25 protein-coding genes are annotated in these 25,537 nt (G+C 64.8%); 20 read left to right on the forward strand and 5 right to left on the reverse strand.

Annotation, left to right across the window (positions count from 1 at the left end):
• The first annotated feature begins 16 nt into the window (after positions 1 to 16).
• The 8 genes from nadD (at position 17) to holA (ending at position 7,088) form a co-directional block, all read left to right on the forward strand.
• Positions 17 to 676, forward strand: a complete 660-nt coding sequence (gene nadD / locus VIQ49_RS26755) for a nicotinate-nucleotide adenylyltransferase (RefSeq protein ID WP_331889827.1) — start codon at positions 17 to 19, stop codon at positions 674 to 676.
• Complete coding sequence (gene rsfS / locus VIQ49_RS26760) at positions 673 to 1,089, forward strand: ribosome silencing factor (protein ID WP_331889829.1); 417 nt, start codon at positions 673 to 675, stop codon at positions 1,087 to 1,089. The genes nadD and rsfS overlap by 4 nt, the downstream gene beginning before the upstream one ends.
• Positions 1,082 to 1,798, forward strand: a complete 717-nt coding sequence (locus VIQ49_RS26765) for a histidine phosphatase family protein (RefSeq protein WP_331889831.1) — start codon at positions 1,082 to 1,084, stop codon at positions 1,796 to 1,798. The genes rsfS and VIQ49_RS26765 overlap by 8 nt, the downstream gene beginning before the upstream one ends.
• 10 nt (positions 1,799 to 1,808) lie before the next feature.
• Positions 1,809 to 2,585, forward strand: a complete 777-nt coding sequence (gene octT, locus VIQ49_RS26770) for a diglucosylglycerate octanoyltransferase (RefSeq protein WP_331889833.1) — start codon at positions 1,809 to 1,811, stop codon at positions 2,583 to 2,585.
• Positions 2,582 to 3,430 carry a DegV family protein gene (locus tag VIQ49_RS26775; RefSeq protein WP_331889835.1) on the forward strand — a complete coding sequence of 283 codons (849 nt, stop codon included), beginning with the start codon at positions 2,582 to 2,584 and terminating at the stop codon, positions 3,428 to 3,430. Before octT ends, VIQ49_RS26775 begins: the two co-directional genes overlap by 4 nt.
• Before the next feature lie 196 nt (positions 3,431 to 3,626).
• Entirely contained in the window at positions 3,627 to 4,655 is a 1,029-nt protein-coding gene (locus tag VIQ49_RS26780) for a ComEA family DNA-binding protein (RefSeq protein ID WP_331889837.1), read from the forward strand.
• Positions 4,652 to 6,061: a ComEC/Rec2 family competence protein gene (locus VIQ49_RS26785; protein ID WP_331889839.1), complete on the forward strand. Its 1,410-nt coding sequence runs from the start codon at positions 4,652 to 4,654 to the stop codon at positions 6,059 to 6,061. Before VIQ49_RS26780 ends, VIQ49_RS26785 begins: the two co-directional genes overlap by 4 nt.
• Positions 6,062 to 6,116: 55 nt before the next feature.
• Positions 6,117 to 7,088 carry a DNA polymerase III subunit delta gene (gene holA, locus VIQ49_RS26790; protein ID WP_331889879.1) on the forward strand — a complete coding sequence of 324 codons (972 nt, stop codon included), beginning with the start codon at positions 6,117 to 6,119 and terminating at the stop codon, positions 7,086 to 7,088.
• Between the two features lie 221 nt (positions 7,089 to 7,309).
• Here the strand turns inward: holA and rpsT are convergent, their stop codons facing one another.
• Complete coding sequence (gene rpsT / locus VIQ49_RS26795; RefSeq protein WP_331889841.1) at positions 7,310 to 7,570, reverse strand: 30S ribosomal protein S20; 261 nt, start codon at positions 7,568 to 7,570, stop codon at positions 7,310 to 7,312.
• 158 nt (positions 7,571 to 7,728) lie between these two features.
• Here rpsT and VIQ49_RS26800 point away from each other — a divergent pair, with 158 nt between their 5' ends.
• The 4 genes from VIQ49_RS26800 (at position 7,729) to VIQ49_RS26815 (ending at position 11,717) form a co-directional block, all read left to right on the forward strand.
• Positions 7,729 to 9,576, forward strand: coding sequence for a circularly permuted type 2 ATP-grasp protein (locus VIQ49_RS26800; RefSeq protein ID WP_331889843.1), 1,848 nt, complete (start codon positions 7,729 to 7,731; stop codon positions 9,574 to 9,576).
• On the forward strand, positions 9,576 to 10,556 hold the full coding sequence (locus tag VIQ49_RS26805) for an alpha-E domain-containing protein (protein ID WP_331889881.1): 981 nt from the start codon (positions 9,576 to 9,578) through the stop codon (positions 10,554 to 10,556). The genes VIQ49_RS26800 and VIQ49_RS26805 overlap by 1 nt, the downstream gene beginning before the upstream one ends.
• Positions 10,553 to 11,401 carry a transglutaminase family protein gene (locus tag VIQ49_RS26810; protein ID WP_331889845.1) on the forward strand — a complete coding sequence of 283 codons (849 nt, stop codon included), beginning with the start codon at positions 10,553 to 10,555 and terminating at the stop codon, positions 11,399 to 11,401. The genes VIQ49_RS26805 and VIQ49_RS26810 overlap by 4 nt, the downstream gene beginning before the upstream one ends.
• A gap of 172 nt (positions 11,402 to 11,573) precedes the next feature.
• A complete protein-coding gene (locus tag VIQ49_RS26815) occupies positions 11,574 to 11,717 on the forward strand; it encodes a hypothetical protein (RefSeq protein ID WP_331889847.1) in 144 nt (47 codons plus the stop codon).
• Positions 11,718 to 11,847: 130 nt separating this feature from the next.
• Here VIQ49_RS26815 and VIQ49_RS26820 read toward each other — a convergent pair whose 3' ends face one another.
• Together VIQ49_RS26820 and VIQ49_RS26825 are read right to left on the reverse strand one after the other, a co-directional pair.
• On the reverse strand, positions 11,848 to 12,408 hold the full coding sequence (locus VIQ49_RS26820; protein ID WP_331889849.1) for a type II toxin-antitoxin system PemK/MazF family toxin: 561 nt from the start codon (positions 12,406 to 12,408) through the stop codon (positions 11,848 to 11,850).
• Between the two features lie 9 nt (positions 12,409 to 12,417).
• Positions 12,418 to 13,068, reverse strand: a complete 651-nt coding sequence (locus tag VIQ49_RS26825; protein WP_331889851.1) for an alpha/beta fold hydrolase — start codon at positions 13,066 to 13,068, stop codon at positions 12,418 to 12,420.
• Between the two features lie 71 nt (positions 13,069 to 13,139).
• On the opposite strand from VIQ49_RS26825, the gene lepA reads away from it, so the two are divergent.
• Positions 13,140 to 15,071 carry a translation elongation factor 4 gene (gene lepA, locus VIQ49_RS26830; RefSeq protein ID WP_331889853.1) on the forward strand — a complete coding sequence of 644 codons (1,932 nt, stop codon included), beginning with the start codon at positions 13,140 to 13,142 and terminating at the stop codon, positions 15,069 to 15,071.
• 51 nt (positions 15,072 to 15,122) lie between these two features.
• Entirely contained in the window at positions 15,123 to 17,153 is a 2,031-nt protein-coding gene (locus VIQ49_RS26835; RefSeq protein ID WP_331889855.1) for a M3 family metallopeptidase, read from the forward strand.
• A 128-nt stretch (positions 17,154 to 17,281) separates the two neighbouring features.
• Here the strand turns inward: VIQ49_RS26835 and VIQ49_RS26840 are convergent, their stop codons facing one another.
• Complete coding sequence (locus VIQ49_RS26840; RefSeq protein ID WP_414731726.1) at positions 17,282 to 19,312, reverse strand: glycoside hydrolase family 15 protein; 2,031 nt, start codon at positions 19,310 to 19,312, stop codon at positions 17,282 to 17,284.
• 146 nt (positions 19,313 to 19,458) lie between these two features.
• On the opposite strand from VIQ49_RS26840, the gene VIQ49_RS26845 reads away from it, so the two are divergent.
• The 5 genes from VIQ49_RS26845 (at position 19,459) to VIQ49_RS26865 (ending at position 23,860) form a co-directional block, all read left to right on the forward strand.
• Entirely contained in the window at positions 19,459 to 19,659 is a 201-nt protein-coding gene (locus tag VIQ49_RS26845) for a hypothetical protein (RefSeq protein WP_331889857.1), read from the forward strand.
• Positions 19,660 to 19,969: 310 nt separating this feature from the next.
• Positions 19,970 to 21,121, forward strand: a complete 1,152-nt coding sequence (locus VIQ49_RS26850) for a sulfate ABC transporter substrate-binding protein (protein ID WP_331889859.1) — start codon at positions 19,970 to 19,972, stop codon at positions 21,119 to 21,121.
• Positions 21,118 to 21,972 (forward strand): sulfate ABC transporter permease subunit CysT, encoded by an 855-nt coding sequence (gene cysT / locus VIQ49_RS26855; protein WP_331889861.1) that lies wholly within the window; start codon positions 21,118 to 21,120, stop codon positions 21,970 to 21,972. The genes VIQ49_RS26850 and cysT overlap by 4 nt, the downstream gene beginning before the upstream one ends.
• A complete protein-coding gene (gene cysW / locus VIQ49_RS26860; protein ID WP_331889863.1) occupies positions 21,969 to 22,865 on the forward strand; it encodes a sulfate ABC transporter permease subunit CysW in 897 nt (298 codons plus the stop codon). The genes cysT and cysW overlap by 4 nt, the downstream gene beginning before the upstream one ends.
• Positions 22,862 to 23,860, forward strand: a complete 999-nt coding sequence (locus VIQ49_RS26865) for a sulfate ABC transporter ATP-binding protein (RefSeq protein ID WP_331889865.1) — start codon at positions 22,862 to 22,864, stop codon at positions 23,858 to 23,860. Before cysW ends, VIQ49_RS26865 begins: the two co-directional genes overlap by 4 nt.
• 120 nt (positions 23,861 to 23,980) lie before the next feature.
• On the opposite strand, the gene VIQ49_RS26870 is transcribed toward VIQ49_RS26865, so the two are convergent.
• Positions 23,981 to 24,823, reverse strand: coding sequence for an alpha/beta hydrolase (locus tag VIQ49_RS26870; protein ID WP_331889867.1), 843 nt, complete (start codon positions 24,821 to 24,823; stop codon positions 23,981 to 23,983).
• Positions 24,824 to 24,899: 76 nt separating this feature from the next.
• Here VIQ49_RS26870 and VIQ49_RS26875 point away from each other — a divergent pair, with 76 nt between their 5' ends.
• On the forward strand, positions 24,900 to 25,505 hold the full coding sequence (locus tag VIQ49_RS26875) for a helix-turn-helix domain-containing protein (RefSeq protein WP_331889869.1): 606 nt from the start codon (positions 24,900 to 24,902) through the stop codon (positions 25,503 to 25,505).
• Positions 25,506 to 25,537: the final 32 nt, after the last annotated feature.

Consider the following 25,537-nt stretch of genomic DNA (forward strand, 5'->3'; position numbering starts at 1 on the left):
AGTAGACTCAATCCTCATGCCCGAACCGACACCCATCCCTCGTGCCTCCACAGGCCGGAAGATCGGTGTGATGGGCGGTACCTTCGACCCCGTTCACAACGGCCATCTGGTCGCTGCGAGCGAGGTCGCGGACCGCTATGGACTCGACGAGGTCATCTTCGTCCCCACCGGACGGCCCTGGCAGAAATTCCAGGATGTCGCCGCCGGGGTCAGCCCGCCCGAGGATCGCTACCTGATGACCGTGATCGCCACGGCGTCCAATCCTCGGTTCTCGGTCAGCCGGGTGGACATCGACCGCGAAGGTGACACCTACACGGTTGACACACTGCGTGATCTCCGGCGACTGAACCCGGATGCGGAGCTGTACTTCATCACCGGTGCGGACGCGCTGGCATCGATCTTGTCCTGGCAGGACTGGGAAGTGCTGTTCGAGTTGTCCAACTTCGTCGGGGTTTCGCGCCCCGGCTATGAACTCGGCGCCGCGCATCTGGACAGGCATCTGCAGAAGCTTCCTCCCGATACCCTTCATCTGATGGAGATACCGGCGTTGGCGATTTCGTCGACCGACTGCCGCAAGCGTGCGGCGGCCGGCCGCCCGGTTTGGTACCTGGTACCGGACGGAGTGGTGCAGTACATCAGTAAGCGAAAGCTCTACCAATCGAAAGGCACTCTGTGACAGCGTCACCCGAGGCGGTCGCCATGGCCACCGTCGCCGCCCATGCGGCCGCCGACAAACTGGCCGCCAATGTGATCGTTCTCGATGTTTCCGAACAGCTGGTCATCACCGACTGCTTTGTCATCGCATCGGCCGACAACGAACGTCAGGTCAGCTCCATCGTCGACGAGGTCGAGGACAAGCTGCGCGAGGCCGGTCACAAGCCGGTCCGTCGTGAAGGTGCTCGCGAGGGGCGCTGGACACTGCTCGACTACGTCGACGTCGTCATCCACGTCCTGCATGAAGAGGAGCGCGAGTTCTACGCCCTCGAGCGTCTGTGGAAAGACTGCCCGGTGATCGACGTCCCCGGTCTCGACACCCCAGTGATCGCGACCGGCGGTGACGAAGAAGCCGAGAGTTCGGACGATGAGTGAGTTGTTGCGACCGGATGGCCACGACTCCAGCGTCGAGCGGATGACGCCAGTTGTGCGCCGGCTCGTGCTGTTGCGGCACGGCCAGACCGAATACAACGCCACCAGCCGGATGCAGGGTCAGCTCGACACCGATCTGTCCGAACTCGGTGTCCGGCAGGCCGCGGCGGCGGCGAAGGTGCTCGCGACTCGTGAACCGCGTCTGATCATCTCGTCGGACCTGCGGCGGGCGAAGGACACCGCGGCGGCGCTGGCCGAACAGGTAGGCCTCGAGGTCGGTCTGGACGAGCGGCTACGCGAAACCCATCTCGGCGACTGGCAGGGCTTGACCCATCAAGAGGTGGATGCGCAGCTCCCCGGTGCCCGACGGATCTGGCGGGACGACGCCACCTGGACACCACCGGGCGGGGAAAGCCGCGTGGACGTGGCCCGCCGGAGTATGCCTCTGGTGGAAGAGCTCGTTGCCGAACTCGGTGATTGGGGTCGCGGCGACAGTCCCGACGCGCCGGTTGTCCTGGTCGCGCATGGCGGGGCGATCGCAGCCCTGACCGCCGGGCTGCTGGATCTCCCGCTGAGTCACTGGCCCCTGTTCGGTGGCCTTGCCAACACCAGCTGGGTTCAGCTCAGCGGGCACGGTGAGGACGACGACACCACGTGGCGGCTCGACGTGTGGAACGCGTCCGCCGAGGTTTCCGACCTGGCCGTCCAGTGAGCACGGTGCAATGAGCACCGCACAGCCCGCGCGAGGCAGTCTTCTGGTGCTCTCGGATTCGTTGGCCTACTACGGCCCCAAGGGCGGTCTGCCTGCCAACGATCCGCGGATCTGGCCGACACTTGCCGCGCAGGAGCTGGGTCTGGAGCTCGAGCTGTTCGGGCGGATCGGCTGGACCAGCCGCGACGTGTGGTGGGCGCTGACCCAGGATCCGAACATCTGGGCCGCCGTCCCGCGGGCGAGCGCCGTGGTCTTCGCTTTCGGCGGGATGGATTCGCTGCCGTCTCCACTGCCGACTGCCTTGCGCGAGCAGATCCGTTATGTGCGACCCCCGCGGCTTCGTCAGTATGTGCGCGACGGCTACGGCTGGCTCCAGCCTCGGCTGGCCCGCACCGGATGGCCGCTGGCGCTGCCGCCGGCGCTGACGGCGGACTACCTCGGCAAGATCCACGAGGCCCTCATCGCCATCCGCCCCGATCTGCCGGTGGTGGCCTGCCTGCCGTCGACGCATCGGAGTCCGTACTACGGCAACGTCCACAAGGGCCGGCCGCAGACAGTGGCGGCGATGACGACGTGGGCGCAGTCGGCGAATGTTCCTCTTGTCGACCTCATGCCGCCGACCGCCGCACACTTCGATCGCGGTGAAGGCAACCCGGACGGCATCCACTGGGGCTTCGGATGTCATCGCGAGGTGGCCGATCTCGTCCGCTCGGCGGTGTCACACGCCCTGACGACTCCCGGTGCCTCGACAACTCCTGATGCCCCGACGACTACCGTGGCCCTGTGACCGTTGTCGTCGTGACCGATTCCTCGGCGCGCCTGCCTGATGCGCTGCGTGAGCGGTACCGCATCACGCAGGTGCCGCTGCATGTCCTGTCGGGCGACCTGGATCTGCGCGAGGACGTCGACGAGATCGGTCCGGACATCTACAACAACTCGCAAACCACGACGTCGGGTGTGACACCCGCAGACCTCGAGGCCGTGTACGAGCGCGCCGTCGAGGAGAGCGCGGGCGACGGTGTCGTGGCGGTCCATCTGTCGCGGCGGTTCAGCGGGACGTGGGGCACCGCGCGGGTGGTGGCCGAGAAGTTCCCGGGTCAGATCCGGGTGGTCGACTCACGGACCGTAGGGCTCGGTGTCGGCTTCGCCGCCCTCGCGGCGGCGCAGCACGCGGAATCCGGAGCCGATGTGGATCGGGTGTACGAGGCTGCGATACGAGTCGGATCGACGACCGAATGCCTGCTGTGTGTGCAACAACTGGAGAATCTGCGGTCGAGTGGTCGCATCGGTGTTGCCACCCGATTCTTTGCTTCGGCGTTGGCCATCAAACCGATCCTCAGGGTGGTCGACGGCACGTTGGCGCTCAAGGACAAACAGCGCACCACATCCAAGGCCATCGCCAAGCTCATCGAATCCGGCATCGAGATAGCCGACCAACGACCGGTGACGCTCGGTGTACAGCATTGCGAGGCACCGGATCTCGCGGAGCAGATCATCGAGGCGCTGCAGTCGAAACTGACGATCACCTCGCTGGTGCAGTCCGATTTCGGTCCGGTGTTGTCACGGCACGTGGGTACCGGCGCTGTGGGCATCGCGGTGACGACCTCACTTGACCCGATCGATCTCACCTGAGCTTGTCCCCGTTCCGTTTTCGCAAACGCTCCACATGTGCGAGGACGCTCCACAAATATGTGGAGCGTCCTCGCAGAAGCGGAGCGTTTGGTGTCTGTTGCTGAGGTTGTCCACAGTTCGCCTCTGAACCCACAGGGTCGGTCGTGCCGCCGCTTTTCCGGGGCGAACGGACCTGGTCCGTGTCTACGGTTCTGCCATGGGAAGCAACCTCGATCGCCTGATGGGCCCGGATTCACCTGTGCCGCCGGCCGAACCGGCCCAGTGTGCAGGGGAACAGTCTGTTTGGGCACCGCCGGGCCTGGCGCAGGACGATTCTCCGTGGGCGCCTGCAACAGACCCGGATCCAGTTGCGCCCGATTGGCTGGGCTCGGCGCAGTGGCTGCACGGCCACCAATCACACGAGCCTGACCGCGAAGTCAGCGATCTCACTGCCGACGGCGACGACGAGCCTCATAGACGTCGCTGGTCTGACGACATCGATGATCCGGAATCCGTTGACCCGGCATCCGACGGGCCGTTGCGGCGCCGATGGCGATCCACGCCCGCCGCGGCGATCGCCCTGGTGGCGGTCGGACTCTGCGGCACCGCCATCGCCCTCTATACGGCGTTCGCCAGTGGTGACACCGGATCGGAGGTCCCGGTGAACTTCCCAACCACCGCAGGGATGGCCGCGCCGAGTGCGAGTGCCCCGGCTCCTGCCGAGCCCCAAGCCGAGCCTCCAGCCGAACTCGTGGTGAGCGTGGTGGGTCTGGTGCACCGGCCGGGTCTTGTCCGGCTGGTTCCGCAGTCTCGGGTGGCCGATGCGATCGAGAAGGCCGGTGGTGCCAGGAACGGGGCAGACCTGTTGTCGCTGAACATGGCTCAGCCGTTGCGTGATGGCGATCAGATTCTGGTGGGCTTCGCGGATCCGGCGGGTGGTGTCCAGATGCGTAGTGCTGTGGTCCCGGTTGATGGCGCCGGTGCAACCGCGAGCGCCGCGCCACCGGGATCAACGGCGCCGGGAACCCCGTCCGGAACTCAGCCGGCGGCCGGGGGACTGGTGAATCTCAACACGGCCACCGACGCCGAACTGGATGCCTTGCCCGGGGTGGGTCCGGTGACCGCGGCTGCGATCATCGCGTGGCGGCAGGCCAACGGGAACTTCGCATCTGTTGATCAGCTCGCGGAGGTCGACGGGATCGGTCCGGGCCGTCTGGAGAAACTCCGCGGCAAGGTGACGGTGTGACCGGTCCGGTCGCGTCGGTCGTGCGGGAGCGGACCCGGCTGGACATGCGGTTGGTACCGGCAGCGGTCGGAAGCTGGCTCATCACAACACTCGGCGTACTCAGCTCGATCCCGGTCGCGGGCGCGGCTGCCGGCACGGCATCAGTGAGTACCATGATCTTGATCGTCGTGTTGATGCGGGGATCGCGAATGACGTTGTTGCCGATGCTGATCGGCCTGTCAGGCACCCTGGCCGGATTCGGCTGGGCGATGGTTGTGCGGCAGCATCACATCGCGTCGAACCCGCTGGCCGGTGGAGACGCTCAGGGAACCAAGGCCACCATCACGGTTCGGATTGCCGACGACCCGAAGATCGTTGCCCGCACCAGTCGGGTCGTGGTGGCGGTGTCTGTCGCGAGAATACGAGGCGATGCCGTTCCGGAAGCCGCTGCCACGGTGCTGGCCCCGATGGACGGCTGGCTGGACTTGATTCCGGGGCAACAGGTCTCTGCGGTGTTCACTGTGTCCGAACCACTCAGGCCCGATCTCACGGTTGCGACACTCACCACGTCGGGCACGCCGAAGGTGGTGCGCGGTCCACCGGTCTATCAGCGGTGGGCGGGCACGGTGCGGGCACAGTTTCTCCAGGTGTCGTCGCAGGCGTTGGGAGAGCCGGAGTGGGGGCTGTTGCCGGGTCTGGTGCTGGGGGACACCTCAGCACTGAACGAGGATCTGAAGGACGACTTCCGCGCCTGCGGGCTGACGCACCTGACCGCGGTCTCGGGCGCGAACTTCGCGATCATCATCGGCGTCTTGCTTCTGATGCTGCGCTGCGGTGGCGCCGGACCACGTGTTGCGGTGGCGCTCACCGCCATTGCCATCGTGGTGTTCGTGATCCTGGTGCGGCCGAGTCCGAGTGTCGTGCGGGCGGCTGTCATGGGCGGGGTGGGATTGTCAGCGCTGCTGATGCGTCGGCGTTCGCAGGCGATGCCGGCGCTGTGCGCGGCGATCATGGCGTTGCTGATGATCTGGCCGGCGTTTGCGGTGCAGCCGGGATTCATCCTCTCGGTGATCGCCACTGCGGGCCTCATCGTGATCGCACCGGTTGTCGCGCAATGGCTTCGGGCTCGCCGTGTTCCGGCGGGTGTGGCCGAGCTGCTCGCGGTGGCGGTGGTGGCGCAGGTGGTGACCACGCCGGCTGTCCTGCTGTTCAGCGGTCAGATCAGCGTGGTGGCGATCGTCGCCAATCTCGCGGTCGCGCTGGTGGTCGCGCCGATCACCGTCCTGGGTACCGCCGCCGTCGTGGCCTTGGTGTGTCCGCCGGTGGCGGTGGTGCTGGCCCGTTTCACCGGCCCGGAACTGTGGTGGATGGTGGTGGTCGCGGACAAACTCAGCCGCGTTCCGTTCGCAACGCTGTCCTTGTGGTGACAGTGAAGAGCGACCGGGAGCGCGAATGGAAACGCTGTCGGCCGGGTCTGGCACGATGAGGCGTGTGAACAGCGTGCACCTGATCCTCGGTGATGAAGAGTTTCTTGCCGAACGGGCGACATCCGCGGTGATTGCCGAGGTTCGTGGTGCGGTCGACAACCCCGAGGACATCCCGATCACGCGGTTGCGCGCCGGTGATGCCACGGCGCCCGAACTGGCTGAGCTGCTCAGTCCTTCGCTGTTCGCCGAAGACCGGATCATCGTGCTGGATGCGGCGGGTGAGGCCGGTAAGGAACCGGCGAAGTTGGTCACCGAGGTGGCAGAGAATCCGCCGGACGGCGTGACACTCGTGGTGTGCCATTCCGGTGGTGGTCGAGCGAAGTCGATGGTTGCGGCGCTGCGTAAGTCGGGCGCAGAGGTCCACGACTGCGCCAAGTTGCCGCCATGGGAGATGGGCACATTCGTGCGCGCCGAGTTCGCGCGACTGGGCGTCAAGGCAGGCCGGAACGTGGTCGACAAACTCGTGGAGTCGGTGCGCGCCAACCTTCGTGATCTGTCGGCGGCATGCGCGCAGCTGGTCGCCGATACGGGTGGCAAGGTCACGGTCGAGGCGGTCACGCGCTATTACTCCGGGAGGCCGGAGATCAAGGGATTCGACGTTGCAGACCTTGCCGTCGGCGGCGATCGGGCCGGAGCCCTCGAGGCCTTGCAGTGGGCACACCATCATGGTGTTCCCCATGTTCTGGTGGCCGATGCCCTCGGTGAATCCATTCACGGGATCGCGCGGGTGTACGGCATGGGGAAACCCAATCCCCAGGCCATCGCTTCGGAGCTGGGGATGTCGCCGAGTCGGGCCAAGCGTGTTCAGGCTCAGGCGATCGGGTGGGATCCGCCGTCGATCGCGACCGCGATGTCAGTGGTCGCGACGTTGAACGGTGACGTCAAGGGCCAGGCCGCCGACGCCGACTTCAGTCTCCAGCGGGCCGTGGCCGCCATCGCCGACCTACGTCCTTCGCCGCGTCGCTGACGTACGCCTGCGGCCGACGCGAGTCACGGGCTCTGAACGCACGCCGCTGAACCCACGGCTCTGAACCCATTGCTTTGAGCGCACGGCTCTGAACACCCAGGGGGTCGGCGCCTGGCACCGAACTCCTCTGCACACGACAAAAACCCCGGCGACTGCGTGGGAGCCGCCAGGGGTTATCGCGTCTAGCTGAAGTTATCGCGCCCGGTGAAGGGCGGGGACAATCAGAGCTTGTTCAGCGCCAATGCCATTGCCGACTTCTTGTTGGCGGCCTGGTTCGTGTGGATGACACCCTTGGTGGCAGCCTTGTCCAGCTTCTTGCCGGTGCTGACGAGGAGCTCAGAAGCCTTGTCCTTCTCGCCGGACGCAACGGCCTCGCGGAATGAACGGATCGCGGTACGCAAGGCCGACTTGGTCGACTGGTTACGCAGTCGTGCAGCTTCGTTGGTCTTGTTCCGCTTGATCTGAGACTTGATGTTTGCCACGCGTGTATTTTCCTTAGCTCAAAAGATTGTTGTTTTCGGTGTCAGCACCAGCGAGCCACGTTACCAGCCGCGGGACTGCCACCCAAATTGTCCGATCGCGACGGGCAATACTGCGCTGAGGTCTGCCGATACTCGTCACTTGCGGCACCATATGTCACATGATGGCGGCGACAGCAGCAGGTTCAAAGCGCGCGGGCACTTCTCGGGGCACCGGAACCAACGTGGCAGGCGACACCCCGCCGGTGAAGAAGAAGGCTGCAAAGGTCGCCGGCACCGGCACCGCGCGCGAGAAACCGGCCACGAAGAAGACCGGCCCCGCAGCGGCAAAGCCGGCGAGCGACACCGCGGGGATCTTCGAAGGATATGGAGCGGGGCCGTACGGCGGAGCCTTCGACGAGATGTTCGACGGCTCCGACAGCGCCGAGGTCCGTGGACCGTACAAAGGTATTCACAAAGCTCTCGGCAGCTACGACGGCGCTGATCTGGAGACCCGGGTCGACGCACTCGGCAGGGCGTTCATCGACCAGGGCATCACGTTCTCGCACTCGGGTCAGGAGCGTCCCTTCCCGCTCGACGTGGTTCCGCGGGTCATCTCAGCCGGGGAGTGGGCAAAGCTCGAGCGCGGCATCACCCAACGCGTCAAGGCGCTGGAGATGTTCCTCGACGACATCTACGGTGACCAGGCCATCCTCCGGGACGGGGTGGTGCCGAAAAGGCTCATCACCTCCTGCGAGCACTTCCATCGTCAGGCGATGGGCATCCGACCACCCAACGGTGTGCGTATCCACGTGGCCGGCATCGACCTGATCCGCGACGAGCACGGTGACTTCCGGGTACTGGAGGACAATCTGCGGTCGCCGTCAGGTGTGTCGTATGTGATGGAGAACCGTCGGACGATGGCCCGGGTGTTCCCCGACCTCTTCGCCTCCCACCGGGTCCGCGCGGTCGGCGACTACTCGTCGCACCTGCTGCGTGCCCTGCGTGCGTCGGCGGCGTTCAACGAGGCCGACCCGAACGTTGTGGTCCTCACCCCGGGTGTGGCCAACTCGGCATACTTCGAGCACTCGCTGCTCGCTCGCCAGATGGGCGTCGAACTCGTCGAAGGTAGAGACCTGTTCTGCCGCGACAATGTTGTCTATATGCGCACCACCGAGGGTGAACAGCGCGTCGACGTCATCTATCGCCGCATCGACGACGACTTCCTCGATCCCATGCAGTTCCGCCCCGACTCGATGCTCGGCGTGGCCGGACTGCTGAACGCGGCGCGGGCCGGCAACGTGGTCATCTCCAGCGCCGTCGGCAACGGGGTGGGCGATGACAAACTCACCTACACCTACGTTCCGGAGATCATCGAGTACTACCTCGGCGAGAAGCCGAGTCTGGGCAACGTCGACACGTTCCGCTGCTGGCTCGAAGACGAGTGTGAAGAGGTCCTCGACCGCATCGACGAATTGGTTGTCAAACCTGTTGAGGGATCGGGTGGTTACGGCATCGTGTTCGGACCGGATGCCACGGCCGACGAGCTGAATGTACTGGCCCGCAAGGTTCGGCAGGATCCGCGTGGCTGGATCGCGCAGCCGGTGGTCCAACTCTCGACGGTGCCCACAAAGATCGGTGGACAACTGGCGCCGCGACATGTGGATCTGCGGCCGTTCGCTGTGAACGACGGCGAATCGGTGTGGGTGTTGCCCGGAGGTCTGACCCGGGTTGCCTTGCCGGAAGGGTCACTGGTGGTCAACTCCAGTCAGGGCGGCGGTTCCAAGGACACCTGGGTGCTCGCCTCACGCACGTCTGCCGAAGAGCGCGAATTGGCCGGCGACGAACTCGTCAGCACGTCGGGTTCGGCGCCGAGTACGCCGACGGAACAGGGGCCGGACATAGCGTCACAGCAGGAGCACCAGCAACAGCAACAGCAGGAACAACAGCAGCAGGTAAAGCAACACCAGGACAAACGACGCCAGGACAAACGACGCCAGGACAAACGACAGGGTGGTGATCGCAGATGATGCTCGCCCGAAATGCAGAGTCCCTCTACTGGATCGGCCGCTACGTCGAGCGAGCCGACGACACCGCGCGGATCCTCGACGTCGCTGTTCATCAGCTCCTCGAGGACACCACCGTCAATCCGGATGCCCGTTGCCGGCTCGTATTGCAGGTTCTCGGGATGGAGTTGCCGCCCAAGCGCGAGTTGCTCGATGCGTGGTCGCTGACCGAACGCGTGGCGTACGCGAAGACCCTGCCCGGATCGATCGTCGACAGCGTCGGTCAGGCTCGTGAGAATGCCAGGGGTGCAAGGGAAGTCACGTCCAGCGAGATGTGGGAATGCCTCAACACCACGTACAACGGACTCGGTGATGCCGAGCGTGCCTCACGCAAACTGGGCCCGTACGAGTTCCTTTCGTACGTGAAGAACCGGGCCGCGATGTTCGCTGGACTTGCCGACGCGACACTGAGCCACGACGACGGATATCGCTATCTGTTGCTGGGGCGCTCGGTGGAGCGGGTGGACATGACAGTGCGAATGCTGTTGTCGCGAGCCGGGGACCGGTCGGGCTCACCGGCATGGGTGACCGTGTTGCGTTCGGCGGGTGCGCATGACACGTACCTGCGGACGTATCGCGGTGCGCTCGATGCCACGCGTGTGGTCGAGTTCATGTTGCTGGACCGGCTCTTCCCGCGATCGGTTTTCCACGCGATCAATCTCGCGGAGCAGCAGTTGCTCCATCTCGACAACCGCCCGAGCCGCGTCGGCGCACGGGCGGAGGCGGAGCGACTGCTCGGCCGCGCTCGCAGCGGCCTCGAGTTCATGCGCCCAGGGGTGTTGCTGGAAGACCTGCAACCTCGACTGGTGGATCTGCAGGAAACGTGCCGGGAAGTGAGTGAGGCCGTGACGGCGCAGTACTTCCACGTATCGCCCTACGTCGCGTGGGCCGGGGTGTCGGCCAGCGATTCGGTCAACCGATTCATCGAGGAGAGTGAACTGTGAGCTGGCGTCTGCGGGTAGTGCATTCGACGGGTTTTGCCTACAATGCCCCGGTCACGTCGTCGTACAACGAGGCCCGGCTCACGCCTCGGAGCGACACTCGTCAGAACGTGATCATCAACCGCGTCGAGACGATTCCGGCCACCCGCTCATACCGTTACACCGACTACTGGGGGACCGCGGTCACCGCGTTCGACCTCCACGCCCCACACGAGGAGCTGGAGGTGTCGGGGATGTCGGTGGTCGAGACCGAGCCCGACGAAATGCCGGGTGAGGAAGACCAACTCGGTTGGGAGCAGTTGCACTCCTACGGTGTGGTCGACCGGTACGACGAGGTGCTCAGCAACACCACCTATGTGCCGGGGAGCCGGCAATTGGCGCAGATAGCCAAGCGCCTCACCAAGGGACTGACTCCGCAGGAAGCCGTGCTCGCGGTGTGCCAGTGGGTCCATGCCGAAATGGAATACGTGCCGGGCACCACCGGGGTTCACACCTCGGCTGTCGACGCCTGGAAGGAAAAGAAGGGTGTCTGTCAGGACTACGCGCATCTGTGTCTGGTGATGTTGCGCAGTCTGGGCATCCCGTCGCGATACGTCTCCGGTTACCTGCACCCGAACCGCAAGGCGACGATCAACCGCACCGTGGAAGGTCAGAGCCACGCCTGGATCGAGTCCTGGACTGGCGGATGGTGGGGCTACGATCCGACCAACGATGTGTCGATCACCGAGCGCCACGTGTCGGTCGGGGTCGGTCGCGACTATTCCGACGTGACACCACTCAAGGGCATCTACACCGGTGCCGGCGCGAAGGACCTCGAGGTCAAGGTCGAGATCACCCGGCTCGCCTGACTGCCCGCGCGCCCGCCTCGCGTTCCACTCTGACGCGGTCCACTGTCACACCGGGTTTGGTTCACACTGTGGTTTGGTCTGTGCCGTCGCGCGAAGTCGTGTGACGGTGGTGGAATAATTGCTGCAGCAAAAACATCCGTCGTTCCCTTTGTCGTGACCGCCACCGGGTGCGGTGTGGCGGGTCGAGTCGGATGCGACGCTGGAGCAGTTCGCCGAATTCGTGTCGGACACCGAACGACGGTGCCCGGTCAGTCAGCTGTTCGTGCGTTGCGGTCTGGAGTTCGTGAACAGCTGGACCCAGGCTCCGCTGTCCTGACTGATCGGTAGCGCCTCGAACCCGCAGGCCCCTGAAAACTGTCGAATACCGGGGCGCGCCGAGGGGTATTTTCCCTTGCCGCACCGCTATTCGACAGTTTCCGGGCTGCTGCCTTCAATGGTTGCTGCCGTCAGTGCCAGCCGTATCTGCTGCGCAGGACCGCGGCCACCTGATCGAACTGGGCGCGGGGAACGATCGCGCCTTCGCGGCGGATGCCGCTCTCGGCGATGTCGAGGATGCGGTCGAGGCGGATGAAGCTCTCGCGATGCTCACGGTCCCATGAGCCCGAACCGATGCTGACCCAGTTGTTGTCGTCACGATGGTGTTGCCTGCTCGAGAGCATCAGCCCGAGCAGGGTGGTGTCGTCGCGGCCGACGACCAGCACCGGCCGGTCCTTGCCCTGATCGGGGTCCTCCTCGAACTCGACCCAGGTCCACACGATCTCGCCCGGATCGGCTTTGCCGTCCGGCTCGGGGGAGTACTCGAGCTTCCGGGCACGTTGTCCGCTGGGGCGCGTCGGAGTCGGGCCTCCCGCGGGCCTCTTGCCCGCCGGCCTGTTGCTCGCGGGCTTGGTACTCGAGGGCTTGGTACTTGAGGGCTTGGTACTTGAGGACTTGGTCAGTTCGCGGAGTAGCTTCGGTCCGTGTTCCCGGACAAGGGACATCGCGAGCTGACTGAATTTTCCTGCCATCGACTCAGCCTATTCATCGTCGGTGATCGCGAAGAAGTCGAACACGGCGTCTGCGGCGAGTTGGGGGGCTCCGGAGCGGTCGGGTTTGAGATCGTGCCCCACCTTGGGCAGGTCGATGAGCCGGGTGGGGGCGGGGATCAGGTCGAGTGCGGCGCTCAGTTCGTCGGTGGTGCCGAATGGATCGCTCGCGCCGTGGACAACCAGAACCGGCCGGGTGATCGATGGCAGGTGTTCGGTGCGGAGACGGTCCGGCTTGCCGGGTGGATGCAGCGGGTACGACGTCAGCAGCAGCCCGTCGGCGATCGATGGGTCCTCGGCCACCGCCATCGAGGCCTGACGTCCGCCGTAGGAATGGCCACCGACGATCAGGGCACCGTCGGATTCACCGCGAAATGCGGCACACGCCGCGACGATCCCGGCGCGATCGGCGGCAGCACCGGACGGGCTCGGTGGGCCTTTGGGTCGCTTCTGTCGGTAGGGAAGGTCGATCCGGGCGACCGCGACATCGCGCTCGAAGAGCAGTTCGGCCACCGCGCGCAGCATCGGCGAGTTGTGGTTTCCGCCGGCGCCGTGCGCGAGGACCACGACCGCGACAGCGGTACCCGGCGGCCGGTGCAGCGCCCCCACGACACCGTCGGAATCCCAGTCGATGACAGTCATGAACTCACGCTAGCCGCTGCGTGACGCAACCAATGCCGGTCCCGCGGCGGGCGCATGAGAAACTGGAGGTCATGCGTCGGCCAAGCGCCGACAGAGCTCGGTCAGGCGAAGCTCGACCAGCGTCACCGCGTCACCGCGTCACCCAAGGAGTGAGTTCAATTCCCAGGCTTTCCGACACCACGTTCACTGATCCCGCCAAGATCAGGAACTTCTGCATCATCGCGCATATCGATCACGGCAAGTCGACGCTTGCCGACCGGATGTTGCAGGTCACCGGAGTGGTCGAGGGTCGCGACATGCGCGCGCAGTATCTCGACCGGATGGACATCGAACGCGAACGCGGCATCACCATCAAGGCGCAGAACGTGCGGCTGCCGTGGAACGTCGACGGCACCGACTATGTGATGCACCTGATCGACACCCCCGGCCACGTCGACTTCACCTATGAGGTGTCGAGGGCGCTGGAGGCCTGTGAAGGTGCGGTGCTGCTCGTCGACGCGGCTCAGGGCATCGAAGCGCAGACGCTGGCCAACCTCTATCTGGCGCTCGACAAAGACCTGACCATCATCCCGGTGCTGAACAAGATCGACCTGCCGGCCGCCGACCCGGATCGCTACGCGGCGGAGATCGCGCACATCATCGGCTGCGATCCCGACGACGTGTTGCGGGTCTCGGGTAAGACCGGCGTCGGCGTCACCGAGTTGCTCGACGAGGTCGTCAAGCTGATCCCGGCGCCCGTCGGCGATTCGGATGCCCCGGCCCGGGCGATGATCTTCGACTCCGTCTACGACACCTACCGCGGTGTGGTCACCTACGTGCGCGTCGTCGACGGCAAGATCGTGCCCCGCGAGAAGATCAAGATGATGTCCACGGGCACGCAGCACGAACTGCTGGAGGTCGGCATCGTCTCACCCGACCCGAAGCCCTCGAAGGGGCTCGGTGTCGGCGAGGTCGGGTACCTCATCACCGGGGTGAAGGACGTTCGTCAGTCGAAGGTCGGTGACACGATCACGGTCGCCCGCAACGGCGCCACCGAACCCCTCACCGGTTACCGCGAGCCCCGTCCGATGGTCTACTCGGGCCTGTATCCGGTCGACGGATCGGACTATCCGGTCCTGCGTGAGGCGCTCGACAAGCTGCAGCTGAACGACGCCGCGCTGGCCTATGAACCGGAGACCTCGGTGGCACTGGGCTTCGGTTTCCGCTGTGGCTTCCTCGGACTGCTGCACATGGAGATCAGCCGCGAACGCCTCGAGCGTGAGTTCGGCCTGAACCTGATCTCGACCGCGCCCAACGTGGTCTACCGCGTCGAGATGGAAGACGGCAGCGAACACGTCGTCACAAACCCGTCGGACTGGCCAGATGGCAAGGCCCGCAACATCTACGAGCCCATCGTCAAGACGACGGTGATCGCGCCGAGCGAGTTCGTCGGCTCCATCATGGAACTGTGCCAGCAGCGGCGCGGTGAGCTCGGCGGCATGGACTACCTGTCGGAAACCCGCGTCGAGCTGCGCTACACGCTGCCGATGGCGGAGATCATCTTCGACTTCTTCGACTCCCTCAAGTCGCGGACCCGTGGCTACGCCAGCCTCGACTACGAGGAGGCCGGCGAGCAGGTCTCGAGCCTGGTCAAGGTCGACATCCTGCTGCAGGGTGAAGCGGTCGACGCGTTCAGCGCAATCGTTCACAAGGACGGCGCCGCCGCCTATGCGACCAAGATGACAACCAAGCTCAAAGAACTGATCCCGCGTCAGCAGTTCGAGGTGCCGATCCAGGCGGCCATCGGGTCGAAGATCATTGCTCGTGAGAACATCCGGGCGATCCGCAAGGACGTGCTCGCCAAGTGCTACGGCGGTGACATCAGCCGTAAGCGCAAGCTCCTCGAAAAGCAGAAAGAGGGCAAGAAGCGCATGAAGACGATCGGTCGCGTCGAGGTGCCGCAAGAGGCATTTGTGGCTGCGCTGTCGTCGGATGCGTCGGGCGACAAGCCGAAAGGCAAGTAGCGCACGCTCGTGTCGCGCCGGCACCGCGGCCCGCGACACTAGGATCGGCTCATGGCATCGAATCCTGTCCTGGTTCCGAGTACGCACCTGCACGGCCTGCCCGACTTTCCGTCGATCAGCGACGACGACTTCCTGCCTGCTTTCGACGAGGCGATGGCCGAGCATCTGCGCGAGGTCGAGAAGATTGCCGCGGTCAAGGCCGAGCCGACGTTCGCCAACACGGTCGAGGAACTCGAACGCAGTGGTCAGGCGCTGGCCACTGCGGCGGGGATCTTCTTCAACCTCTCCGGCGCCGACACCAATCCGCGGCGCAACGAGATCTCCAGGGAACTCGCGCCCAAGCTGACCGCTCACGCGAACACCATTGCGCTGCACCCGGGTCTGTTCGCGCGGATCAACCAGCTCTTCGAGTCCCGCGACACGCTGGATCTGGACGAACCGTCGTTGCGCCTCCTCGAGAAGCGGCATCGGGAGGCGATCCGGGCCGGTGCCGGCCTCGATACCGAGCAGCAGCCGCGGATGCGTGAGATCTCGGAGCGGCTCGCGACCCTGACCACCGAGTTCGGGCAACGCGTTCTCGACGGCAGCAACGAAGCGGCGGTTCTCGTCGATTCGGCCGACAAGCTCGCGGGCTTGTCCGACGGACAGATCGCCGCGGCGCGGCGGGCAGCCAAGGAGGCCGGCCACCCGTCGGGATATCTGCTTGCCATCGAACTGCCGTCGAGCCAGTCGACCGTTGCCTCCCTGGAGGATTCGGAAACGCGGCGACGGGTGTTCGATGCGTCCGTCAACCGCTGCTCCCAGGGTGGTCCCAACGACACCCGCGAGATCGTCCTCGAGATCGTGCGATTGCGGGCCGAGCGGGCGCGGATGCTCGGATACCGCGATCACGCGGAGTTCGTGATCGCCGAAGAGACCGCTCCGAGTCCGGAGGCCGTCGAGGATCTGCTGTCAGATTTGGTGGCTTCCGCCATGCGGGCCGGCGGACGGGAGCTGACCGGCCTCGCCGCCGACAACGGCACCGACATCGGTGCGGCAGACCTCACCTATCGGCTGGCGCAGGCCGAGCAGGAGCGGTCCGCCGTGCCCCTGGACACGTTCTCCGACTATCTGGAGCTCAATTCGGTTCTCACCAAGGGCGTGTTCTACGCGGCCGGCCAGCTCTACGGGCTGAGGTTCCGGGAGCTCACGGACGTGCCGGTCTATCACCCCGACGTGCGCGTGTGGCAGGTGCTCGACGAGACAAACGGGTCGGTGGGGCTGTTCCTCGGTGACTTCTACGCCCGGCCCAGCAAGCGCGGTGGGGCCTGGATGAACAACTTCGTCGACCAGAGCTTCCTGCTCGACAAGAAACCGGTGGTGGTCAATGTCCTCAATCTCACCAAACCTGAAGCGGGACAACCCTGTTTGCTGACGATGGATCAGCTGACAACCCTGTTCCACGAGTTCGGGCATGCGCTGCACGGGTTGCTGTCGGCGGTCAAATACCCCTCGCAGTCGGGGACGTCGGTGCCGCGCGACTTCGTGGAGTTCCCCTCCCAGGTCAACGAGATGTGGGCATTGCATCCGAAGGTGCTCGACAACTACGCGAAGCATTACCAGACCGGCGCACCGATTCCCGCCGAACTGGCGCAGGCGGCCCGCGCCAACGCCGATGTCGAATCAGCTCACGGCACAATCGAATACCTGGCAGCCGCGGTCCTCGACATGGCCTGGCACCGCGTCACTGTTGAAGACGAGATCACCGACGTGGAAACCTTCGAGAAGGCCGCGTTGGTGAAGGCGGGTGCGTCGTCCGAATTGATCCCGCCTCGGTATCGCAGCCCGTACTTCAATCACATCTTCGGTGGGGGTTACTCGGCCGGCTATTACTCCTACATCTGGTCCGAGGTACTCGACGCCGAGACCGAGCAGTGGTTCCTCGCCGGCGGTGGACTGTCGCCGGTCCTGGGGGCCGGCTTCGTGGCGAACACGCTGTCCCTCGGCGACAGCGTTGATCCGATCACGGCCCATCAGGCACTGTTGGGTCGTCCGGCCGAGATCGAGCCGCTCCTGCGTAGGCGCGGGTTGCTTCCCGCCTGACCCCCCCTTCCCGCAAACGATCCACCTATACGACGACGAGCCACTTACAAGTGGCTCGTCTTCGTATTTCCGGCTCGTTTGGGGGCCGGTGGTGCGCCGGCGGTCGGGGTGGGCCTGCCAGGCCGCGATCAGTTGGCGGGGATGAAGGTGTTGTGGCCCAACGCTTCTTCGGCCCGGATCACGTGCATCACGGCATTGATCAGTGCCAGATGTGTGAAGGCCTGTGGGAAGTTGCCCAGATGCCGGCCGGTGTGCGGCTCGATCTCTTCGGCGTAGAGCTTGAGCGGGCTGGCGTAGTTCAGCAACCGCTCGCACAGGGTCTTCGCCCGTGGCAGTTCGCCGATCTCCACGAGCGCCGACACCAGCCAGAACGAACAGATCGTGAACGAACCCTCTTCGCCGGACAGCCCGTCGTCGGTCTCTTCGACGCGATAGCGCAGGACCAGCCCGTTCTCGCTGAGTTCGTCGGCGATCGCGATCACCGTGTTGCGTACCCGGGGATCATCCGACGGCAGGAACCGCAGCAGCGGAACCAGCAGCAGCGAGGCGTCGAGCGCGTCGTGGCCGTAGCGCTGGGTGAAAATGCCCCGTTCGTTGACACCGAACTCGAGGATGTCGGCCTTGATCTCGTCGGCGATCTCCGTCCACGTCTTCGCGTACGACTTCTCGCCGTGGATGGCCGCGAGTTTGGCCCCGCGGTCCAGTGCGATCCAGCACATCACCTTCGACGAGGTGAAGTGCTGTGGTTCGCCGCGGACCTCCCAGATACCGCGGTCGGGTTTGCGCCAGTGTTTGACCGCCTCTTCGACCTGGGCTTTGAGCACCGGCCACAACGTTTCGGACACCGTTTCGGTGGCCTTGGTGTTGAGGTACACCGAGTCGAGCATGGTGCCCCAGATGTCGTGCTGGCTCTGGTTGTAGGCGCCGTTGCCGATCCGGACCGGACGCGCGCCGTCATAGCCGGAGAGATGATTGAGCTCGGCTTCTTCGAGAGTCCGCTCGCCGCCGACGCCGTACATCACCTGCAACGGATGGTGCTCACCATTGGTGGCGCCGGAGACATCGGCGATGAAGGAGAAGAAGTCGCTGGCCTCGCGGTCGAGGCCCAGGGTGTACAGGCCCCACAAGGCGAAGGTGGAGTCGCGGACCCATGCGTAGCGGTAGTCCCAATTGCGTTCACCCTGAGGGGTTTCCGGTAGCGACGTGGTCGCCGCCGCGAGCAGGGCGCCGGTGGGTGAGTAGGTCAACCCTTTGAGGGTGAGGGCGCTGCGCTGCAGGTAGTTCCGCCATGGGTGGTCGGGGAATGTGCCCACGTTGATCCACTGGCGCCAGCTCTCGGAGGTCTCCCACATCATCTGGGCGGCTTCGGCCCAATCCTGCGGGGGTGGCTGGCTGCCCCAGCTCATGGCGACGAAGTGGTTGTCGCCCTCCACCATGCGGGTACGGGCCCGGGCTTCACGTCCCTCGAGTCCGAGCTTGAGGCTCGTGGTCAGCTTCAGCGACTGGACATCACCTTCGACACCGGTGGCGGTGGCGATCGCCTCGCCGTACGCCGGACCGGAGTACTCCCACTTGGTGCCGCCCCGGTGATAGTCGAACGCCGGCTCACAGGCCATCGCCAGTTCCACGGTGCCGTTCACACAGCGAACGGTGCGGAGGAGAACGTGCTTGGCATCCCAGTCGGTCGGGGTGCGTTTGTGAGTGCGGGACCGGGCTTCGTTGTCGTGCCACTGGCCCATCACCAGCGCATCGCGGACGATGAGCCATCCGGTATCGGTCTGCCACGTGGTCTCGACCATCAGGCTGCCGGGCAGGTAGCGACGGTCGACCGGGACGTTGACTCCGTAGGGCGCGAGTCGGAAGTGGCCGGCGCTACGGTCCAGGACGGCACCGAAGACGCTGGGGGAGTCGGGGCGGGGGACACACATCCATTCCACCGAGCCGTTGCGCGCGATCAGGCAGTTGCATTCGCAGTCCGACAAGAACGCGTAGTCGCCGATAGGCGGGAACGCGTTCTGCGGCATCCCGGCCGACGAACTGGTGGTCGGCGAACTCAAGGCGGAATGCTGGCGCTTGGGGCCGGCCCCCGCACCGGTGGGCGCGGTCTGGCCGCTGGTGACGAGTCCAGCGATATTGCTGTCCTCAGATGTGGTTGTCATGAACCCATCATGCTGGCGGTCGTAACTCTCTGCCACCGCTGTAGGGATTCTGGCCGGCCACGGGTTTCGGCGTCCGGGACCCCTGGCGATTGCGGCGCCGGACTTTTAATCACAGTGAACAAAAAGCGAGGGGATAGGCTGGCCCGGTGGATTCATTGACCCGATGGTGGGATGGCGTCGAAGAGTGGGTGACGTCGTTGTCGTTTGTGCCTCAGCTGCTGGTGTGCGCGGCTGTTGTCATCCCGCTTGCAATCGGCATCGCTGTGTTGATGAATGTCCTGGTAGATGCATCGTTTCGGCTGTTTGACCGTCGCGATTCCGCTGACGTCGATGGAGGGGAGCGGTAATGCCGCGCTCGAAGGTGACCGTTGCACTGATCGGTCTGGTTGTTTTGGTTGTCGTCGCCTGGTTGTTATTGCGCTGATCTGTCCCGACCAGTCCCCTTGGTCGTCAGGTTCACACGCCAAATTCTGGTGCTAGTGTTCCGCCTATGTCTGCAGCCGTCGGTTACCGCGTGCGCCATACTTTGGCGCTCTTTGCGGTCGACTATCGCTGTGTTTTTGACGCTCTCTGTCGTTGAACGCCGTCTTGTTCGGGCCATAGCCCACCGACTCGCCCTTCCATCGACCCACTGACAGTAAACAAGGGGACACAACCATGCCTTTCCGATTCTCGCGCCATGCGCGGCCACGGGGACGAAAGCGGAGCGCGGCGGTTCGTTCCGTCGTCGGTTCGATTTCCGTTCTGGCCGTATCGGCGGTGGTGTTGTCGGGCTGCGGTGCCGGCTCGACCGACGAACCCGGGGGTCAGGACATCTCCAGCGGTTCGCGTCACGTGAATCTGTACGCCTACGCGGTGCCGAAGGTCGGCTTCGACGAGATCATCCCGGCTTTCCGGGAAACACCGGAAGGTGAGGGCGTCGGATTCTCGGCGTCCTACGGCGCCTCCGGCGACCAGTCCCGCAAGGTCGCCCGCCGGGTGCCGGCCGACGTGGTGAACTTCTCGGTCGCCCCCGACATCACGCGTCTGGTGAAAGCCGGTGTGGTCGACAAGGATTGGGCTGAGCAGAACCCCAACGGAAGTGTGCCGTTCGGTTCGGTGGTCGCGTTGGTTGTCCGTGAGGGCAACCCGAAGAACATTCAGACCTGGGACGACCTGCTCAAGCCGGGCGTCCAGGTGGTGACCCCGAACCCGGGTAGCTCGGGTTCGGCCAAGTGGAACCTCCTGGCACCGTTCGCGGCGAAGAGCAACGGCGGCGTCGACAAACAGGCCGGGCTCGACTACGTCGCCGAACTCGTCCGCGACCACACCCGGATCCAGCCGAAGTCCGGACGTGAGGCGACCACCGCATTCGAGCAGGGTCAGGGTGATGTCCTGATCAGCTACGAGAACGAAGCGATCTTCCTCAAGAACCAGAACGCGACCGCCAAACCCGACCAGCGGGTCGACTATGTCATCCCGTCGCAGACCTTCAAGATCGAGAACCCGATCGCGGTGGTGAACACCAGCGAGGAGAAGGACGCAGCCAACGCCTTCGTCAAGTACCAGTTCACCCCCGAAGCGCAGCGGATCTGGGCGGAGAGCGGATTCCGTCCCGTGGATCCGGCGGTGATCGAGGAGACCAAGTCCCTGTTCCCCGGCGAGATCACAAAACTGTGGACGATCAAGGAATTGGGTGCGGTGCTCGGAGAAGGGACCGCCGCCAAGAACGACGGCAAAGACCTCAAGGGCTGGTCCGCAGTCGACAAGGCGCTGTTCGGTACCTCTGGTGCCATCACCAAGATCTATAACGCCGGAGGCAACGTATGACCACCACTGAAGTAGTGAAGGCGCCGCCGGCCGCCAAGTCCAGGCGCACCCGACGTACCTGGGGCAGCGTGGGGCCGCTCAGTGTCGGAGTCGCGATGCTGTGGCTCACGGTCATCGTGCTCCTGCCGCTCGCCGCGATCACCAGCGCCGCGTTCGACGACGGCTGGAGCGGCTTCTGGGATGCCGTCACCGCCGAGGGTGCCATCGACACCTTGAAGATCACGGTGCTCGTCTCCCTGGTCGTGGCGCTGATCAACGTGGTGATGGGCACGATCATCGCCTGGGTCCTGGTCCGTGACGACTTCTTCGGCAAGCGGTTCGTCAACGCCCTGATCGACCTTCCGTTCGCTCTGCCGACGATCGTCGCCAGCCTCGTGCTGCTGTCGCTTTACGGCCCGAACAGTCCGATCGACATCCAGATCAACGCCACCAAGCCCGCGTTGGTGGTGGCCCTGGCCTTCGTGACCCTCCCGTTCGTGGTGCGCCAGGTGCAGCCGGTCCTCATCGAGATCGACAAAGAGGTGGAAGAGGCCGCCGCATCGCTGGGCGCCAACAACTGGGTCATCTGGTGGAAGATCATCTTCCCGGCCCTGGCACCGGCAGTCCTGTCCGGCGCCGGCCTCGCTTTCACCCGCGCCATCGGTGAGTTCGGATCCGTGGTGCTGATCGGCGGCAACATCCCGGGTGACACACAGGTTGCGTCGCAGTACATCCAGCAGCAGATCGAGATCGACGCGCCCGTCGATGCCGCAACCGTCTCCGTGATGTTGCTGCTGATCGCCTTTGTGGTGCTGCTGGTACTACGTGTGGCAGGTCGTCGGACCTCACACCGTGAGGAGCTGAACTCGTGAAACTGTCTGCCTTCCCTCGTATCTCGCTGCGCATCATCGCGCTGCTCTACTTGTTCGTCTTGTTGGTGATCCCGGTCGGCCTCATCTTCTGGCGGTCCTTCGAACACGGCATCGGTCAGTTCTGGGACTGGATCACCACCCCGGCCGCGATCTCTGCCCTGCAACTGAGCTTGCTGATCGTCGCAATTGTGGTGCCGCTCAACGTGATCTTCGGTGTGTTCACCGCACTTGCGCTGGTGCGCGGGCGTTTCCGTGGACGCGGTGTGATGGAGGCGATCGTCGACCTTCCCTTCGCGGTCTCGCCGATCGTCGTCGGTGTGGCACTGATCCTGCTGTGGGGCTACGGAGGCTGGTTCGGGGGACTGGAGAGTCTCGGCTTCCGGGTGATCTTCGGCCTGCCGGGCATGGTCCTGGCAACACTGTTCGTGACGTTGCCGTTTGTCGTCCGTGAGGTCGAGCCGGTGCTCCGTGAGATCGGAACAGAACAGGAAGAGGCCGCGGCAACACTCGGTGCCACCGGTTGGCAGACGTTCTGGCGGATCACCCTGCCGGCGATCCGGTGGGGCCTGTCCTACGGCGTCGTTCTGACCATCGCCCGAGCGCTCGGTGAATACGGCGCCGTGATCATGGTGTCGTCCAATCTGCCCGGTGTCTCGCAGACGCTGACACTGCTGGTGTCGTCGCGCTACACCGACGACTACAACGAGTACGGCGCGTACGCGGCCGCGACACTGCTGATGATGATCGCGATTGTCGTGCTGCTGCTGATGACCCTCGTCGGGCAGCGAACCGACACCAACAAAGTGACCCGCCGCGTGAGCAAAGAAGCCGCCGCGGCCCCGGCCCCGGCTGCTGACACAAGCCCGAAGACCCAGGAGAGTGAACTGGTATGACCATCTCGGTAATCGACGCGAACAAGCGTTACGGAGACTTCGCCGCGCTCGACAACGTGTCGATCGACATCCCGGTCGGTTCGTTGACCGCACTGCTCGGACCCTCCGGGTCGGGCAAGTCGACACTCCTGCGGGCGATCGCCGGCCTCGACCAGCTCGACTCGGGCACGGTGATCATCAACGGCGACGACGTCACGCGGGTGTCGCCGCAGAACCGGGACATCGGGTTCGTGTTCCAGCATTACGCCGCCTTCAAGCACATGACGGTGCGCGACAACGTCGCCTTCGGATTGAAGATCCGTAAGCGCCCGAAGCCTGAGATCAAGAAGAAGGTCGACGAGCTGCTCGAGGTCGTCGGTCTTGCGGGCTTCCAAACCCGTTACCCGGCACAACTCTCGGGTGGTCAGCGTCAGCGCATGGCATTGGCGAGGGCACTTGCCGTCGACCCGAAGGTGTTGCTGCTCGACGAGCCGTTCGGTGCTCTCGACGCGAAGGTCCGCGAAGACCTGCGGGCCTGGCTCCGCCGCCTGCACGACGAAGTGCACGTGACCACCGTTCTGGTGACCCACGACCAGCAAGAAGCCCTCGACGTCGCCGACCGGATCGCGGTGCTCAACAAGGGCCGCATCGAGCAGATCGGTTCACCGGCCGACCTGTACGACCGGCCTGAGAACCCCTTCGTGATGTCGTTCCTCGGTTCGGTGGCCAAGCTCAACGGTGTTCTGGTGCGGCCGCACGACATCCGGGTCGGGCGCACACCCGACCTGGCACTGGATACCGCTGAAGCCGCAGCCGCGGAGACGGGCGTCCTCAAGGCCCGGGTCAAGCGCGTTGTGTACCTGGGCTTCGAGGTCCGGGTGGAGTTCGTGAATCTGGCGACCAATGAGGATTTCCACGCGCAGATCACCCGCGGTGACGCGGCAGCGCTGGGTCTGAACGACGGCGACGAGGTCTACGTCCGCGCCACCCACATCCCGGAGGCGGCGCTGGCCTGACGCCACCCCACACCGGCCCCCCGAATTCGCTCCGCTTCCCTGCGTTCGCTCCTGTTGCAACCGGATCGAACGCAGGGAGGCGGAGCGAATTTTTGGCGGGGGCGGGCAGGGCAGGGGATGTCAGGTGGACTGCAGGAAGTCGGTGATGAGTTCGGCGGTTCGCTCCGGCTGGTCGAGCATGATCAGCACGTAGGCGTCGAGGACTTCGACGAGCTTGCCTTTCGGTGCGAGGTCCGCCAGCCGCCGACCGTGGTCGCGGCGCATCACGTTCGTTTCGGGTGCCCACAGCACCAGTGTCGGTCCGGTGAATTCGCGTAGCTTCTCGGTGGCGGCGATCAGCGTCGCCTTGTTGTAGGTAGTCCCCTTTCCATAGGCGACCACATCGCGACGAACCGCGGCCGACGCGAGGCCCGGGTCGGTCCACGCGGTGATGATGTCGTCGGGGATCGGCTTCTTTGCCATCAGCCCGAGCACCATCGGCGTCCGCCGGAGTATTCGGTTGCGGAATTGCTTCAGCGCGAACGTGATTCCGCCCGGTACGGTTGCCGCCATCACCGCCATCTTTCCCGGGAATCCGGGAGGGAAGTTGTCGAACGCCTCGGCGGGGCAGATCACCAGCCGACTCACGCGCTCGCCGGTGCGCAGCTCGGGCAGGAACAGCGGCCCGCCCCAGTCGCTGAGGACGATGGTGGTGTCCTGCAGATCCAGCGCTTGCAGGAACTCCGACAGCACACCGACCATGCCGGGCATCGTCAGGTCTGCGTCCGGGTTCATCGGGATGCGATGGCCGCCGAGGGGTAGTACCGGCAACAGGTATCGGAAGTTGCTGGGCAGCAATGGCAGTACGAGGTCCCACTGGTGATCGTTCATGAGCAGGCCGTGGGTGAACACCACCGGAGGGCCGTCGGGATCACCGGCCTCGCGGTACTCGATGGTGCCGGCGGTCAGATCGACTGTTTCCATCTGGATCTCCTGGAGCGCTGGTTCTAGAGCGACTGTTCTAGAGCGACTGTTCTAGTATGTGATGCAGGAGGTTCAGATGGCAAGGGGTACCCGCGAGACGATACTGACGGCGGCGATCGAACTCATGCGCGTGCACGGATACGCGGCGTTGAGCATGAAGCAGATTGTTGCCGCCTCGGGCGCCCCGATCGGATCGATTTATCACCATTTTCCGGAGGGGAAGGGTCAGATCGCGCGGGAAGCCCTGGTCAATTCCGGAGTCGCCTACGCCGCCGTCATTCCGATGGTGATGGCCGAGCAGCTCGAACTGGGTGCGGGCATCCGCGCCGCGTTCGCCCAGGCCGCCGACGACATGGAGAGCGCTGGATACGCGAACATGTGTCCGGTGTCCACGGTGGCGGGGGAGGTCGCCAACTCTGACGAACCGCTGCGACTGGCCGCCGCGTCGGTGTTCGGTGACTGGATCACGTTGGGGCGGATGTACTTTCACAGTCGTGGTCTGGCCGAAGACCTCGCCGAAGAAGTGGTCATCGCGATCATCTGCTCGCTGGAGGGCGCCTTTGTGATGGCGCGAACCCTGCGCAGCAAGACTCCGTTGCTCGCGGCCGGTCGGGCGGTGGCGGGGACGTACGACGGGATTGCGCTCCTCCCGGTACCGGCCGGCTCGCAAACGCTCCTCTGAGAACGCAAACGCTCCGGTTATACGAAGATGCT

Source organism: Williamsia sp., from assembly GCF_036566845.1.
In the GTDB taxonomy this organism is placed as follows: Bacteria; Actinomycetota; Actinomycetes; order Mycobacteriales; family Mycobacteriaceae; genus Williamsia.

Coding starts and splice junctions, on each gene's coding strand:
- nadD (WP_331889827.1), top strand. CDS start 17: ATGCCCGAACCGACACCCATCCCTCGTGCCTCCACAGGCCGGAAGATC.
- VIQ49_RS26765 (WP_331889831.1), top strand. CDS start 1,082: ATGAGTGAGTTGTTGCGACCGGATGGCCACGACTCCAGCGTCGAGCGG.
- octT (WP_331889833.1), top strand. CDS start 1,809: ATGAGCACCGCACAGCCCGCGCGAGGCAGTCTTCTGGTGCTCTCGGAT.
- VIQ49_RS26780 (WP_331889837.1), top strand. CDS start 3,627: ATGGGAAGCAACCTCGATCGCCTGATGGGCCCGGATTCACCTGTGCCG.
- holA (WP_331889879.1), top strand. CDS start 6,117: ATGAGGCGTGTGAACAGCGTGCACCTGATCCTCGGTGATGAAGAGTTT.
- VIQ49_RS26800 (WP_331889843.1), top strand. CDS start 7,729: ATGATGGCGGCGACAGCAGCAGGTTCAAAGCGCGCGGGCACTTCTCGG.
- VIQ49_RS26805 (WP_331889881.1), top strand. CDS start 9,576: ATGCTCGCCCGAAATGCAGAGTCCCTCTACTGGATCGGCCGCTACGTC.
- VIQ49_RS26820 (WP_331889849.1), bottom strand. CDS start 12,408: ATGGCAGGAAAATTCAGTCAGCTCGCGATGTCCCTTGTCCGGGAACAC.
- VIQ49_RS26825 (WP_331889851.1), bottom strand. CDS start 13,068: ATGACTGTCATCGACTGGGATTCCGACGGTGTCGTGGGGGCGCTGCAC.
- lepA (WP_331889853.1), top strand. CDS start 13,140: ATGCGTCGGCCAAGCGCCGACAGAGCTCGGTCAGGCGAAGCTCGACCA.
- VIQ49_RS26835 (WP_331889855.1), top strand. CDS start 15,123: ATGGCATCGAATCCTGTCCTGGTTCCGAGTACGCACCTGCACGGCCTG.
- VIQ49_RS26840 (WP_414731726.1), bottom strand. CDS start 19,312: ATGACAACCACATCTGAGGACAGCAATATCGCTGGACTCGTCACCAGC.
- VIQ49_RS26850 (WP_331889859.1), top strand. CDS start 19,970: ATGCCTTTCCGATTCTCGCGCCATGCGCGGCCACGGGGACGAAAGCGG.
- cysT (WP_331889861.1), top strand. CDS start 21,118: ATGACCACCACTGAAGTAGTGAAGGCGCCGCCGGCCGCCAAGTCCAGG.
- VIQ49_RS26865 (WP_331889865.1), top strand. CDS start 22,862: ATGACCATCTCGGTAATCGACGCGAACAAGCGTTACGGAGACTTCGCC.
- VIQ49_RS26870 (WP_331889867.1), bottom strand. CDS start 24,823: ATGGAAACAGTCGATCTGACCGCCGGCACCATCGAGTACCGCGAGGCC.
- VIQ49_RS26875 (WP_331889869.1), top strand. CDS start 24,900: ATGGCAAGGGGTACCCGCGAGACGATACTGACGGCGGCGATCGAACTC.